Source organism: Zoogloea ramigera (assembly GCF_006539865.1).
In the GTDB taxonomy this organism is placed as follows: Bacteria; Pseudomonadota; Gammaproteobacteria; order Burkholderiales; family Rhodocyclaceae; genus Zoogloea; species Zoogloea ramigera.
Genome location: NZ_BJNV01000096.1, coordinates 1 through 13,040 on the forward strand (window position 1 = coordinate 1; position 13,040 = coordinate 13,040).

Below are 13,040 nucleotides of genomic sequence, written 5' to 3' on the forward strand. Positions count from 1 at the left end.
GGGGTTACGCCGGGGTTACGCTTCCCCCGGAACAGATCGTTTTGGCGGCGTTCGCCGGGATCGAGGCAGCGGCCAGGAAATGCACGGAATCATTGGGTTCATCATCATCGGCGCGTGCGTCTGCGCGGCCGTGCTGGCCGCCGTCTTGTTCATCCGCGACGTGAAAAGCAGCCAGCGGGCCGCCGAGAAGCGGCGCCGGCTGGCGTCGCGGTTGATGGGGAAGTAGGCCCTCGCCCAAATCCCGGCGCCACAAACGAAAAACCCGCCATGCGGGCGGGTCGGTCTCTCTCCGGGGCGACGTCGTCGCAGCGTTCTTACAGGGCGTGCAGAGCCGTGCGCGAGGCGCTGAACAACGCTGGCAGTTGGCGGCGCCCCTGATCGGGAAGCAGGACGGGGGCGGGCTGCTGTGTCATCTGCCTGTCGCCTCGATGGTCGCAGCCAACAGCACAGCGGCTGCGGAGATGGCCTGCGGGTCTCCGGCGACCGCCAGCAGGCGGATACGCTCTAAAATGGCCGGCGCATCGCGTCCGATGGTCGAACGAATCAACGCGGCCAGCGTCCGCGACGACGGCGGGCGGCCCTTGCGGTTGCGGCGGCTGTCCGCGCCGGGTTGGAACGCAGTCATGACTGCGCGGCGGGCGGTACTTGTCCAAATCGACACATGGACGACAAGGCATTGCTTGGACGGAACAACGCGGTCAGGCCATTGGCGGTGCTACCGGCCTGTCGTGCAAGCGCTGCCAGTTCGGCAACAGCCTGGCACAAGCGGCTGTCGAGCTCTTCGGCATAGGCACGCATGGCAGCAAAACGGGCGGCGGCTTCGGCCTTGGAAAGGTCGTCAATGGCGCGGCGGTGTTCGTCCTGCGCCGCTTGCGTCTGGCGCACTGCTTCGCCGACCTGCACGAGTGCGTCACGGTGTAGCCCCAGAAGGTCGGCGCGGTCCTGCTCGGCAAGATGGAACAACCCGCCAGCTTGCGCATCGGTCAGCCTTCCGGCTGCATGGTCGGCGCGGATTTTCCGGCACCGGCTTTCGGTTTCTGATATGCGTTCGGCGATAGCGTTGGCCGCTGCGTTGGCGTGGGCTTCCACCTCGCGAGCGGCTTCCAGGGCTAGCTCCGTTTGCGCGACAAAACGGCTTGCGGCTTCAATGCTCATCGTTGGTACTCTCAGGTCTGGTGGGCAATGGCGGGATGCAGCTGGCCACGCGATGGTGGCTCACGGCGGCAAGCTCGGCGGCGCGGTCGGCCACGGCAGAGGCCCGTTGCTGCGCCTGCTCGGCGGCGGCCTCTTGCTGGCGGGTGCGCTCGCGCGCAATGTCAGCCTCAATGGCGCTCACGGCCTGCCGGTGCGGCTCGGTGTCCACGCCCGCCAGCACGGCGGCACGAAGGCGGTCCAGCGCTGCGGCGAGGCGTTCCGACAGTTGCTCAAGCATTGCGTCGGGCCTTCGTCGGTTTCGTCCGTCAGGAATTTTCATGACTCGTGCCTCCTGGGCGTGGTTGGGGCTAGCCCGAAGCTGCAGACAACTTGCCGGAGAAAGGGAGCGTCGTCACAGCAACGGGCCAGCAAACCGATTGTCGGGTCACGACCCCATGCGGTGCGACACGATGGGCACGGGTGGCGAGGCGGGCCGGGGTGGTAGAGCGTCGCCCTTACAAGGCGAATGTCGGCGCCTGACCGTTACCGAGGGCGTGCGCAATTCCAGGTGAAGCTGTCGTAGTTGTCGATCATCAGCAGCATGGCCTCATTGCTGCGCTAACTTGGCCCAGTGCCGGTCGGCAATCTCATCAAGCTCCCGTTCGAACGCAGGATCAACGGCAGGTTGCCGGGCTCGATCCATGGGGGTGACGGATATCTCGCACCAGGCGCGGCACTCGTCATCCTCGTCCGTCAACATCCTGCAGCGGGACTGCGGTGGAGGCAGGGCCGGGTAGGCAACACCTTCCAGGCTCTGAAGCAAGGCATCGACAGCCCAGACGTCACCGCACTGGCTCCGCCTGCAACTGCAGGCGGATACATGCAGCTGCAGGGTCTGGTGACCCGCGGCACGTGCCGCCAGCAGCACCTGCGCGAAGCGACCGACACGCGCCGCGGTCTGGGTGACTTCGAGCGGGATAGGCCAAAAGCCCAACTCATCGAGTACCCCACGTCGTTCGGACTGCGATGGGCTGATCGTTCGCCAGAGTCTAGCCACCGTCTCCTGATCGAACGAGTCGGGCGAACAGGGGTGCTGCAGCACAACCGGAATGACGAGCCTCTCGAAGTCCGCCACCGGGAGGCGGTATGTCCGGAAAAGCTGGTTCTGGCGCCGCTGCGCCTCCTGTTCGATCAGCGAATCCAACGGACCATGAAACGCCATTAAATGGCGAATGCGCTGCCCGTATATCGCCTTGGCGGCCTCCCACTGTGCAACCGTGCGCACCTCGTCGGCCGGCCACCACTTCTGGTGAATCCACTCGATCGCCAGCAGGTGATCGTCGAAGGGCCATTGTTCGCCCCCCTTGGCCTCAAGGTAGGCCTTGACCTTCTCCAGCTCCTCCGGTGGCCATCTGCGCAGAGGGCGATCCAGGGGCAGCGCCTCCGGCTGCGTCTCGCCGGCCTTGGCCCGCGCACCATCGGCGCGCCTCACCAGGCGCAGGAAGTCCTCGCGCATGCCCTGCAGGCGCTTGAGGCCAGCCAGCTTCCAGTGCTCAATGAGGTTGCGCAAGGTGGACGGCGTCCAGATGGAATGTCGGATATCTCCACGCACGGGGAGCGCACCGCCCCGCGCATGACCTCAAAGAAGGCCGCACCCAGCTTTAACCTATGTCAATGCGATGTCAATGGGGCCGGAGCCCGAAGCCAGTCGTTCGGATCAATCCCCGCCTCGTGAAACTCGAGTAGCGTCGGCTCAACGCCAGAAGCTTGGACGGCCACACCCGGCAACCGCCGCCGGATAACCCGCTGCAGCTCGTCGGCACCCTCGACAAGTGCCGTCAGCATGATGCGCCCCGGGCCCGCCTGGTAAAGCCCAGGCGTTGCCGACAGGACCGTCCGCGAACCCTCCAGCGGTCGAACAATCTCCCGGGGGGCGTCGTCGGCTTCTGGCTTTGGCAGCTCGCCCACAATGGCCCAGCCCGGCCGGAGGCCGGCCATGATGCCCACCGGCACCTTTCCGCGCCCATCCCGTTGCAGAAGCGCCTCCTTCGTGCGGTTGTAGCAGGAGACGCAGAGCGTCCGGCCGATGATGCGCGATTGTCCCGAAGGCCCGCAGCGGCAGCAGCGCCAACCGCGATCGGGTGCAGGATCTTGCCCGCCAGCTTCCCCGGCATGCCCATGGCCGATGGGGCAGCGGTAGCAACTGGCGTAGCGCCCCTCGCCCAGGACGGCCGAGCCCAGGAAGTTCGACGCACACGCCTCGGGCGTCAGTACCGCCCGCATCCGGCCGCAATCGAAGTAATGCCCTGGTACGCCTGCCAGCTCGCGGTAGTTGATGCCGGGGAGGAGTTTGACTTGCCGAACGATGTCCATGCGGACATCGGGCCGTCACAGGTTTCGAACGGCAATGCTGGCGGTGAGACCCGGGACCACCCCATCACACGCCGGCCGGCAAGCGCACCGCCGACTGGAGGAACTGGCGCGCCATCGGCTCGATGTCCTTCGCAAGCTGTGGCACATGGAAGACGCCCGGCACCGGCTTCGTGATCCAGCCGGCAGAGCCTTCCATCATCGTCCGGAAGGTCAGGTAAGCCGACGACTTGGCCTTTCCTGCGCTGGTGTTCATCCGCACCATGCCGGCGTAGATGTCGGTCTTGTGGTGATCAGCTTTCTTCAGCGCCAGGCCGGCCGGCAGCTTGTCGCCCCACCTGTACTTCCGCTGGGCCACCAGCAACGGCGCCTTCGTCTTGATGTCCCAGGCCCCCGTTCCGGACTGCCGCGCGCCCATGCCCGTCACCTCCGACTTCGTGAGCATCTTCGCGGCAGAGCGCACCGGCCCCGGCATCGACGCCAAGGAGTGCCGGAGCGGGATGATCAGGTAACGCTTGCCGGCGTTCTTCTTGGACGCAGAAACCCGCGCCTTCAGCGACGTATCCAGCATCCTCTTCAGGTCGCGCGAAGGCCGCCCGTTCTCGATCTCGTAGGCGTACTTCCAGTCCGAATAGACGGACACCTTCAGCGGGCCAGTATTCTCCACCGTCAGCGACTGGACGTATTCATCCTTCTGCTCCCGGGGTATCGATGGGCTCTGCTCGATCAGGTCCGCCCACCGGCTCCGTGTCTCCATGCCGATCTTCTGCAGCGCCCGACGCGCATGACTCAGCGCGTCCGCCTGGATCGGTGCTCCCTGAACGAAGACGTTCAAACTCAGTTTGAAGGTTGCCATGGGTTCCTCGTGTAGTAGGCTGCGTCCGCCGGGCTCAGGGGAAGCAGCGCGAAACCGATCCTGCTGGCCGACAACAACGCCAGCGGGCCATTATTGAAGTGGCGGCTGCGTTCTGGTCACCCCAGTGCCCCGCCCTGATTCCACTCTGCCAGGTAAGCCGAATCCAGGCCTGCGCCGCGACGGATGTGCTCCGCGAACATCGTTCCACGCTCGAAGGTGGCCACGGTCACGAAGCCCTGATACGGCACCATGCGGTGCTGCACAGCCACCACGTAGGATTCCCACACGAAGGGCCGCAGCGCCGCGTCAGACGGCCCGTGCTGAATGCGCAGGTACATCCCCGGCCGAAGGGTGGCCTGTCCCCGCAGCGTAATCGTGCCGCTCTCAAAGACGACGTTGTCCTTATTCATCGCCATCAGCTGCGCCCGCCGCTGGTCGATCCACAGCTGGTCTTTGCGTTGCCCCTCCTTCACCGCCGCTGCAGACTGGCCATCCACGCGCCCGAGGCTGTCAGCGCCGCCCATCTGGGTGTCGGCCTCCATGAAGCGCAGCCCGTACAGGGTCGGCGTGGCGTTGGGGTGCTTCGTCAGGTAGAAGGCATCCGGGTTGCGTTGTTGGCCGGCCAAGCTCATCGTCGCCCCATCGATCAAGCTCATCCGCGGCATGTTCACCTGGAAGTAGTTGGCGACATTCGCATCCGACCGCCCGACATTCAGCGCGACGACCGAATCATCGGCGACCGTCAGCGCGTCGATCTTCGTCGCCCCGGGCATGATGTAGCCCCGCGCCGGATCCAGGTCCTTGAAGGGATTGTCTCGATAGACCAGCACCACGCCGCCGTGCCGCTTCGGGTCGTCCATCACCTCCGGCCGATCCTCGATGAACAGTTCCGTCCACGGCCCCACGTCCAGGAGCCCGCGCAGAACATCCCACAGCGTCCCTTGCGCCGCCTGCGCGCCAAACGCACTGATTGTGCCGGCCGATGCCGTTGCTTCGTGCTCGATCTGCTGCAGATAGCTCAACTTGCACGTGTCAGGTGACACGCTAAACCCCGCGATGTCGTAGAGAAAAGGGTTGATCACCTTATCGACGATCTGCTTGACGAAGTCGTTACCCGGCTGGTTTGGCTTGGCCTCCACGCCGTAGTTCACGAACAGGTTCAGCACCGTCAGCAGGTTCTGACCGATCACATAGTTTGGCAGGTAGCGAATCTGGATCATCTCCAGCACCTTGCCGTAGTCCATGCCCGACAGCGTCACCGCCCGCGCCGGCGCGCCATTTGCCCCCATCGAAAGGGTGCGGCCCACATCGCAGACGAAACCGCGCATCACCACCGGTGGGTCCATTCCGGTCGCTGCCGGGTCAGGCCGGTGCCTCATGCGGATCTCGATCACATCCATCGGCTCGACCAGGCCGTAAAGCGAATCCATGTGCTCGACCACCATCTCGTCCACCACGGTCATGGACCACTGGCCGGCCGGCGCGCGCACGCTCTTGCTCGTCTCGAGAGCGCTGCCGTCGCCAAAGAATGGCGTGAGGTCAATCACCCGCTTGCCGCCGGAGAAGCGCTCGGAGGCTGGCACAGTCCCGTTATCTGAGCTGGTCACCATCCGGCGGTTTAGCGTCTTGTAAAGCGTCACCCGAAATTCAGGTGCCATCGTCGCGAATGCCATCTCAGACCCTCGCCCCGTCGTCTTGAACACCCGATGCGGCCGCCAGCCGCGTCATCCGTGCCACGATCCGCGCGGCGCACTCGGGGCTTTCCTTGCGCACCTCGTCGATCACTGCATCGTGGAAGTCCTGCATCTTCTGCATGTTCCAGAGCTTCTCGAGGGCCGCCAGGACGTTGCCGATGATGCCGTTTCGCATGTTGATCGACTGGCAGAAAGCCTTCAGCAGCTTGATTTCTTCGCCGCTCTGATTGTCGGTCTTGATGGCGTGCTTGCGCACCATCAGGCAGTCCTGCCAGAGTTCCTCGAGGCGCCCGATCAGGTTGAGGCTGCGCCGGGCTTCGCCGGGGGTGAGGCTGCCGGCGGATTCGCTGGCAGGCATGGTGGCGGGCGCAACCGTTTGCGAGAGCACCGCCGGGTCTGCAAGGCTGCGGCAGAGCGTATCTCGAGCCACGGCCAGGTCAGCCGCGGTCGGCTTGGCGCTTTTGGCCTTGGCGACCCAGTTGTACCAAGTCTGTACCGGGACGTGCCCCCAGCGTTCGGAACGGAGGTCCATGACTCCGTCTCGCCCGTGGGCGATCAGGTGTTGCCGGATCGCCGCGAAGGCTTCATCGCGTCCAGGAAGAGGGGGTTTGGGCATTTTTGAACTCCGTAAAGATTCCCGATAAGCAAATTTGAATTTCACGACGCCCCGCCGTACATCAAAATTTCGCGATTCACCGTTCGGGCTGGCGGGCAGAGAGGGCCGGAAAGCGCCTTGCAGCCCTCGCCCGTGAAGGGTTTCCGCTTTCCCGCTGGAATCGGGAGAAGTCAGTGGCGCGCTTGGGGCTGCGGCTTGAATACGGGCCCGCTGGTGCGTTTTCTCGGGCGGGGTGGTGCAGAGTCTCCCGTCAAAGCCGCCCCTCGCCCCTTACGCCGATCCAAGCGGCAGGCGCCGGGTTGGCTCATGGAGTGCCAGACGCGGGCGAGGGTCACGCAGCCTTCCGATGCTCGAGATCAGCCTGCAGGCCGGCGCTGGTGAGGCAGTAGCGGCCATCCGCATCGACGCGCCACAGTCGGAACCAGTCGGCCTTGATGGCGTTGAGGAAGGTTGCGCGCCAATCGCTATAGGTCTTCCGCTTGCCCTTCTCTCCGTTCGTGTAGCGGTCCTTGAAGACCTGGAAGGCAAGCATGACGAACTCCTCGGGCAAGCTCACCTTCTTGGCGTAATCCCAGACCGGCGCGTAATCGCTGATGAACTTTTCTCCCTTGGCGCGGACTTCCTCGCACCACGCGGTGAAGGTCATTGCCGATCTTGTAGCGTTCCTACTGCGGGAGGTTTTTTGAATCTCGGTCTTCAGCGAGGCGGCGGGGACGCCGCACGAAGTTGCGCGGCCCTTGGTATGTTCACTGGTCAGTTCACTGGTTAGTTCTATGCGTGTAGCCGAATCGGCTAGGGGTGGTGTAGCCGATTCGGCTACGGTATGAGAAGCCGAATCGGCTACCGTTGCCGACTGAGCTACCGTAGCCTGTTCGGCGAGGGTATCGGGAACATGGAGTAGGTAGCGCGTCGCCTTCGACTTTCCGCCGCGCCCTGCCTTCGTGACCCACCCCAACCTCTCAAGCGCGGTCGTAGCCGTGCTGATGTTTGCCGGGTGAACGCCGGTCCGTTCGGCAATAGCCTGTCGGCTCGGCCAGCAGGTCCGCTCGCTGTTGCAGAACGAGTACAACCCACACAGAACCCTCATCTGCTCGAACGTCAGCCGCCTGTCTCCAAAGACGGCATTGGGGATGAGCGAAAACTTTTCCATGGGCGTCAGTGGATCAAATGGGGGGCTGCACGGACATCTGCCGCGTCGATCGGCCGCAGCAGGAGCTCGGCCACCACCGCGGCCAGCACGGCCCGGAGGTGGTCTGGCAGTTGGTCGTTGGTGCCAACGATCCCAAGGAACGCAAGCAGGGTCTCGTCGCTAAGGCGGTCTGCCGTCCCCGTGTGCATCGCAACGGCCACTTCACCGACGGCCCGGGCGAAATCGTCAACGTGGCTCATGACGACACCTCGCCTTTCTCCCGCAGCTGGCGGACTCTCCGACGGCTGGGCCGGAGCACAGTAACCTGGTCTGCGTGAAGGCGCAGCGACGGGCGCACGGGCGATCCATCCTCAGGCATCCAGACGGATGCAACGAGCTCGCCGCCGAGCGTCAGAGTCGCGCCTGGCTCGGCCTCCAGCAGCGTGCGCATAACGGCGGGATCGGCGGCCGAGGCAAAGACGGCGACGAAGTCTCCCGCGTCCTGTCGGACCTGCAGGCGAGCCGTGACGAAGGGGCGGCCGCTGGGCCCATCGCTGCGCGACTGGGCGAGGGCAGCGAGCTTTCCGGTGACAAGGGCGGTAATCATGGCTGCCCCCCGGCCGCAGCCACCGCGGCGATGTAGGCCGTCCCGGCTTCGCCGGCTTGGTCGATCGTCGCCGCCGGGAGCGCGTAGTAAGCAATCGCCGCCAGGCGGCCGTCGGAGGTAGGCACTGACCGCTCGACGGTTTGGATGGGCCAGCCCGCCCCACGCAGGACGAAAGCGTGGTGGGCCAGTCGCGAACTGCCAAACCGCTCCCAGCAATCCAAGTGGGTCAGCTCTGCGCCGGTCAGCAGGACCGCCAGCACGCGCCCTTTCACTGACGTCGGCCTTGGGTACGCCCCCGTGCCTACGCCGCAGGTGTCGTCACGTCTGGAGGCGGACATTTAGGCCACCTCACCATTCAGCAGAGCATCAATGGCGGCCGCGTCCCACACCAGGAAGCGGTTGCGGGCTTTCTGCGGGCAAACACCGAAATATGCGCCGTCGCGGCACACGGCAGCACGCAGGGTCTGCGGCTTGACCTTCAGGACAGCGGCGGCCTCGTCGGTGGAGTAAGTGCGCAGGATGGACGCGTAGTCCGTGCGCTTGGTAGTGAGGGTGGCGAGCGGCGCATCGTTGCGCCGGGAGGTGGGGGTGGTTGCGGTTTGCATCTGTCAGGCTCCTTGTCGGGGCCGGCTCTGGCGGGTGCCATTGCTCGGACAGATGCAATTAAATTCGCTTCAACGCCGGTACTTTTGTTAGCGGGCCTACTGTCTCGCTAGTGTCTTTACTGTCTGTCTAGCGTCGGCTTTCCATCCATCTCTTGATGGTTTTGTCACACGCCTCCTCGTCATATTCTTTTTCTTTTCTCCCCGCGTTCCAAATTACACACCTCTTTGTCCTGTCGGAGCGGATTAGATACTCCGGCTCCTTCCCTTCATCTGCCCAGGACTGAAGGCGCTTCATCACTTCCAGCGCGGTGGTTGCTCGCCCCACATCCATCTCAATTTCCCAAGCAGCTTTTACTGCGAGCCTTCCTACGGCGACGCGCGGCAGCTTTCCAGGTATCCGCTCTTCGCTTGGCATTGGTTCAGCTTCGGCGCGGGCGGGCTGCTCGGTCAGGACGCGACTGGCGGTTGGTGCGGGTAGATACCCCGTGTATTCCTGCGCTCCTTGCTCGCCAGCGGACTGGTTCAAGATGGTTGGGCTCACTGCCGAACCATGGGCACCGCCATCCACCAGCCGCGCCAAATCGGAGTACTCCCCACGGTCCAGCTCAAACATCAACCGATCGAACGCGGGAAGCAAATCGAAGACGTCGTTTTTCAGGATACGGATATCGCGCACGGAAAAACTGCGGGTCACGTGGAAGCGCCTACCGGCTGGGGTGCTCACCCCGTTGTTAGGGACGGCTTCGCCGCAGTGCAAAACAGTTTTGACAAACAAGTCAATCGGCTCAAGGATGTAGGCCAACTGACCTCCTCGAGTCACCACTTCGGCACCGTCGACTTGATCAGTCATTACTTCACCCGGGGGCACCACCACCCATACCTCTCGGGAGGTGGCTACCCGAGATTGACGAACGGTGCCATCGGACAGAACCTCGGGAGTCTTCCACTCGAGCAGCCGCGACAGTACCGAGGACGTACTCCAGACTTCGTCGGAAGAAGCCTCAGTCAGCCATTCTGCAGCCTCGTCTAGCGTGGGGTGTTCGGGAAGTCTGGGCAGCTTTTTCATGGTTATCTACGAGGCGCAATACAACCGGGAGATCTGACGAAGAGCTCCCGGCAGTCCCATCAATCCCAATCAGCCTTTGCCGCAGCCACCCGGATGAAAATCTGATCGGCCAAGCCCTTGACCTGTTGGGCCCAAGCAAGCAAATCGTCCGCGGCCCCGTACTCCCTGGAGAAAGCTGCCGGGTCGTTTGCCTGGAGACGCACCAGGCCGGCGAAGTCCATCTGCCCCAGCCTCAAGCACGATCCAACGACTGACTTCATCCGTTCAGCCCCGAACAGGCCGAGCAACTGCTGACGGGCGTCGGTCTCGCCGTCGAAGACAGGGGCCTCAGGCGGCCGGCAATGTTCCAGCGCGCCCATCACCGCCCCCTGATCGCGGCAGATTTCCGGCAGTCGTGCCGGGCGCGCTCATAGGCGAGCATGCCCCGGACGTAGCGCATTCTCCACCGTGCAGCGGTCCATGCCGCCTTCTCGGAAAATTGTGCGTCCATTTCTTCGATGGTTGCCCCGAACTTTTCGCGCTGGGCCTCAGGCGAGCAGAAAGTACATCCGCACTGCGCTGCCTGATCGTCCGGCACGCCTTTGCTGCGGAGACAGACCGCCGCGCGCTGGCGCTCCACCAGGATGGCCATCAGGTCATCCAGATCAGCGCGTTTGTTCATCCCTGTGCATTTTTTGGAACGGATGCTGATTTTGTTGAACGTGGTTGAACGTCCGATAAACTTACGAGTAGCCATTATGTGAACTCCTTTTCACGTGGTGGTCAGGGCCGGCCGGTGCTGCAACACCTGCTTGGCCCGCTTCTTTGCCGGAGGCCGTCCGGCGGCGGTAAGACTCGGTCAGGCCGCCAGCAACTCCGGCGCCCGCTTCACTACCGGTGCGCCGGCGACACGGGCCTTCCACAGGTCGTAGGCGGCTTGTTGGGTAATCCAGGCGTCGGCGCTGCCGCCGTTCTCCACGCCCAGCCAGCCCTCAAGGCGCAGCGCCATCTCGGGGGAGATGGCTGCGCGGCCGTTGAGCACTCGAGACAGGGCCGCGCGGGTCACGCCAAGCTGCGCGGCGGCTTCGGTCACGGTCAGGCCCAGCGCCGGGAGCACGTCCTCGCGCAGCGTTTCGCCGGGGTGGGGCGGGTTGAACATCGTCGTCATGCTGATTCCCTTTCAGTGGTAGTCCTGGTAATCGACCAAGACTGCGTCGCCCCCGTCGAAGCGGAACGTCAGGCGCCAGTTGCCATTCACCGTCACCGAGAAGTGCCCCGCCAGGTCGCCTTGCAGAGAGTGCAGGCGCCAGCCCGGCAGGTTCATGTCCTCGGAAGCCTTCGCCGTGTGCAGGCGCGCCAGTTGGCGGGCCAGTTTCGGCGCGTGGTGCGGTTGAATGCCGGCCTTGCTCCCCATCTCGAAGAAGGCTTGAAGCCCTTTGTGCTCGAAGCTCTTAATCATGCTGAATTGTATAGCGTAAAGTTTCGAGTTTCAATGTAATTCGATCAACCCACCACCCGCAGGCCCGCTGCTTGCTCCTCGCCCGGCTGCTCGATGCCGGCCTGTTCGAGAATCCAGCCCTCAATCTTGGTGTGCCACATGCGCAGCAGATCTAGCGGCCGGCGGCGGTAATGCTTCTCGGCCAGGGCGGACGGCTTGTGCCCCATGATCTGCGCGCTTACGCCGGTCGGGCATTCGACCCACTCGGCCAGGGTGCCGAAGGAGCGGCGCAGGCCATGCAGGGTGAGGGCGGGGAGGCCGGCGGCGGCCAGCGCCTTGTTGTGCGGAATGCGCGGCTCCTGCAGCCGTCCCGACTTGGCGCCGGGGCTGCTGAAAACCCACTCGTTCCGGCGGGGTAGGGCGGACAGCAGGGACGCGACGTAGGGCGTCAGCGGCACGGTGCGCTCGCCTTCCACCTTGTCCCGGATCGTCAGGCTCTTCCATTGGAAATCCACGTCGGTCCAGGCGAGCCCGGCCAGCTCTTCGCGGCGGGCGCCGGTCAGCAGCAGGGTTTGCAGATAGGCGGCCTGCACGGGGTTGGCGAGTTTGCGGACATGCTCGAACCACAGCGGGAGCTGTTCGCGTTGAAGGCAATCGTCCTTGGCGGCCTTGCGGGGCAGTTCATCGCGGGCGAGCCGGGAGGCACAGGCTTCGGCGTGGATCTGGCCCTTGTATTCGGGGCGATCGGCGCACCAGTTCAGGAAGGCGCGCAGGCGCACGAAGGCGTTTTGCGCCTGCGTTGGGCGTCGCTCGGCCTCGTCCTTCAGGAAGCTGCGGACGGCGGGCGCGTCGATCTTGGCCAGCGGCCCGGACAGCAGCGCCAGCAGGATGCCCGGCTGCGTGGTGTCGCCTTCACCCTTCTTGCGGCCGCGGGTCTTGGGCTTGCCGCCTGGTGCGGTCAGGCGCTGGTGATCCAGCAGGGTGCGCGGGCTCCATCGCGTCGTCCGCGCTTCGATGTAGGTCTTCCAGGCGTCGAGGGCGGGCGCCTCAACCCGGCGGGCCGCTTCCTGCTTTGCTACGGTGGCGGCGATGCGCTCCGCCTTCTCTTGGCGCGGGTCGGTGCCTTGGTCGACCAGCGTCTGCAGTCGGCGTGCTTCGGCGCGGGCGTCGTCAAGGTTCCACGCCTTCACGTCGCCGATGGTGACCCGGATCGTTTGCCGGTTCAGCTTGGCCTCGAAGATGAAGGACTTGGCGCCGGTAGTCGCACGAACGGCGAGCCGCGGCGCGTCGGTGTCCCACAGAAAGGATTGCTTCGCATCGGCCGGGCAGGTGAAGCGCCGGATTCGGTCGGGGGTCAATCGTTCGCGCAGCATGGTGTCGGCTCCTGATCTGGCTACATGGACGGCTCGTGTAGCCATGGTGTAGCCAAATTATAGCAACGTCCATCAATGCCGCTCAATCTGTATTGACGGAAATCCTATATTTTTCAATGATATTTTTCGGATTCGTGTATGGCGATCAATGCCGATAAATCTAGGTTTTTGCG

20 protein-coding genes and 1 pseudogene are annotated in these 13,040 nt (G+C 64.2%); 1 reads left to right on the top strand and 20 read right to left on the bottom strand.

Translation table 11 applies throughout. The features are described 5' to 3' along the window. Positions 1-226: hypothetical protein (locus ZRA01_RS20625; RefSeq protein WP_218028757.1), on the top strand; the 226-nt coding region annotated here is incomplete at its 5' end. A 183-nt stretch (positions 227-409) separates the two neighbouring features. On the opposite strand, the gene ZRA01_RS18355 is transcribed toward ZRA01_RS20625, so the two are convergent. The 20 genes and pseudogenes from ZRA01_RS18355 to ZRA01_RS18445 all read right to left on the bottom strand — a co-directional run bounded on the left by ZRA01_RS18355 (position 410) and on the right by ZRA01_RS18445 (position 12,867). Continuing rightward, entirely contained in the window at positions 410-625 is a 216-nt protein-coding gene (locus tag ZRA01_RS18355) for a hypothetical protein (RefSeq protein WP_141354829.1), read from the bottom strand. Next, positions 622-1,155 carry a hypothetical protein gene (locus tag ZRA01_RS18360; protein ID WP_141354830.1) on the bottom strand — a complete coding sequence of 178 codons (534 nt, stop codon included), beginning with the start codon at positions 1,153-1,155 and terminating at the stop codon, positions 622-624. Before ZRA01_RS18360 ends, ZRA01_RS18355 begins: the two co-directional genes overlap by 4 nt. After that, on the bottom strand, positions 1,145-1,474 hold the full coding sequence (locus ZRA01_RS18365; protein WP_141354831.1) for a hypothetical protein: 330 nt from the start codon (positions 1,472-1,474) through the stop codon (positions 1,145-1,147). Before ZRA01_RS18365 ends, ZRA01_RS18360 begins: the two co-directional genes overlap by 11 nt. A 267-nt stretch (positions 1,475-1,741) precedes the next feature. Beyond that, entirely contained in the window at positions 1,742-2,704 is a 963-nt protein-coding gene (locus tag ZRA01_RS18370; protein WP_141354832.1) for a hypothetical protein, read from the bottom strand. A 101-nt stretch (positions 2,705-2,805) separates the two neighbouring features. After that, complete coding sequence (locus ZRA01_RS18375; RefSeq protein ID WP_141354833.1) at positions 2,806-3,507, bottom strand: hypothetical protein; 702 nt, start codon at positions 3,505-3,507, stop codon at positions 2,806-2,808. 64 nt (positions 3,508-3,571) lie between these two features. After that, complete coding sequence (locus tag ZRA01_RS18380; RefSeq protein ID WP_141354834.1) at positions 3,572-4,360, bottom strand: hypothetical protein; 789 nt, start codon at positions 4,358-4,360, stop codon at positions 3,572-3,574. Positions 4,361-4,476: 116 nt separating this feature from the next. Then, the gene (locus tag ZRA01_RS18385; RefSeq protein WP_141354835.1) at positions 4,477-6,033 is read right to left on the bottom strand and encodes a hypothetical protein; all 1,557 of its coding nucleotides are present in this window, start codon (positions 6,031-6,033) and stop codon (positions 4,477-4,479) included. 1 nt (position 6,034) lies between these two features. Next, entirely contained in the window at positions 6,035-6,586 is a 552-nt protein-coding gene (locus ZRA01_RS18390; protein WP_141354836.1) for a hypothetical protein, read from the bottom strand. Positions 6,587-7,001: 415 nt separating this feature from the next. Next, the gene (locus tag ZRA01_RS21170) at positions 7,002-7,316 is read right to left on the bottom strand and encodes a hypothetical protein (protein ID WP_246093746.1); all 315 of its coding nucleotides are present in this window, start codon (positions 7,314-7,316) and stop codon (positions 7,002-7,004) included. 309 nt (positions 7,317-7,625) lie between these two features. Next, positions 7,626-7,820: pseudogene (locus tag ZRA01_RS21410) on the bottom strand (helix-turn-helix domain-containing protein); the annotation flags it as partial. Between the two features lie 5 nt (positions 7,821-7,825). Next, a complete protein-coding gene (locus ZRA01_RS18400; RefSeq protein WP_141354838.1) occupies positions 7,826-8,059 on the bottom strand; it encodes a hypothetical protein in 234 nt (77 codons plus the stop codon). After that, the gene (locus ZRA01_RS18405; protein WP_141354839.1) at positions 8,056-8,406 is read right to left on the bottom strand and encodes a hypothetical protein; all 351 of its coding nucleotides are present in this window, start codon (positions 8,404-8,406) and stop codon (positions 8,056-8,058) included. The genes ZRA01_RS18400 and ZRA01_RS18405 overlap by 4 nt, the downstream gene beginning before the upstream one ends. Next, positions 8,403-8,744 (bottom strand): helix-turn-helix domain-containing protein, encoded by a 342-nt coding sequence (locus ZRA01_RS21315; RefSeq protein ID WP_141354840.1) that lies wholly within the window; start codon positions 8,742-8,744, stop codon positions 8,403-8,405. Before ZRA01_RS21315 ends, ZRA01_RS18405 begins: the two co-directional genes overlap by 4 nt. Next, entirely contained in the window at positions 8,745-9,011 is a 267-nt protein-coding gene (locus tag ZRA01_RS18415) for a hypothetical protein (protein WP_246093748.1), read from the bottom strand. Positions 9,012-9,138: 127 nt separating this feature from the next. Next, positions 9,139-10,077 carry a hypothetical protein gene (locus tag ZRA01_RS18420; protein WP_141354841.1) on the bottom strand — a complete coding sequence of 313 codons (939 nt, stop codon included), beginning with the start codon at positions 10,075-10,077 and terminating at the stop codon, positions 9,139-9,141. Between the two features lie 59 nt (positions 10,078-10,136). Then, the gene (locus ZRA01_RS18425) at positions 10,137-10,436 is read right to left on the bottom strand and encodes a hypothetical protein (RefSeq protein WP_141354842.1); all 300 of its coding nucleotides are present in this window, start codon (positions 10,434-10,436) and stop codon (positions 10,137-10,139) included. Further along, complete coding sequence (locus tag ZRA01_RS18430) at positions 10,436-10,813, bottom strand: hypothetical protein (protein ID WP_141354843.1); 378 nt, start codon at positions 10,811-10,813, stop codon at positions 10,436-10,438. Before ZRA01_RS18430 ends, ZRA01_RS18425 begins: the two co-directional genes overlap by 1 nt. A 102-nt stretch (positions 10,814-10,915) precedes the next feature. Further along, the gene (locus ZRA01_RS18435; protein ID WP_141354844.1) at positions 10,916-11,224 is read right to left on the bottom strand and encodes a HigA family addiction module antitoxin; all 309 of its coding nucleotides are present in this window, start codon (positions 11,222-11,224) and stop codon (positions 10,916-10,918) included. Positions 11,225-11,236: 12 nt separating this feature from the next. Beyond that, positions 11,237-11,515 carry a type II toxin-antitoxin system RelE/ParE family toxin gene (locus ZRA01_RS18440; protein ID WP_141354845.1) on the bottom strand — a complete coding sequence of 93 codons (279 nt, stop codon included), beginning with the start codon at positions 11,513-11,515 and terminating at the stop codon, positions 11,237-11,239. A 44-nt stretch (positions 11,516-11,559) separates the two neighbouring features. After that, a complete protein-coding gene (locus tag ZRA01_RS18445; protein ID WP_141354846.1) occupies positions 11,560-12,867 on the bottom strand; it encodes a tyrosine-type recombinase/integrase in 1,308 nt (435 codons plus the stop codon). Positions 12,868-13,040: the final 173 nt, after the last annotated feature.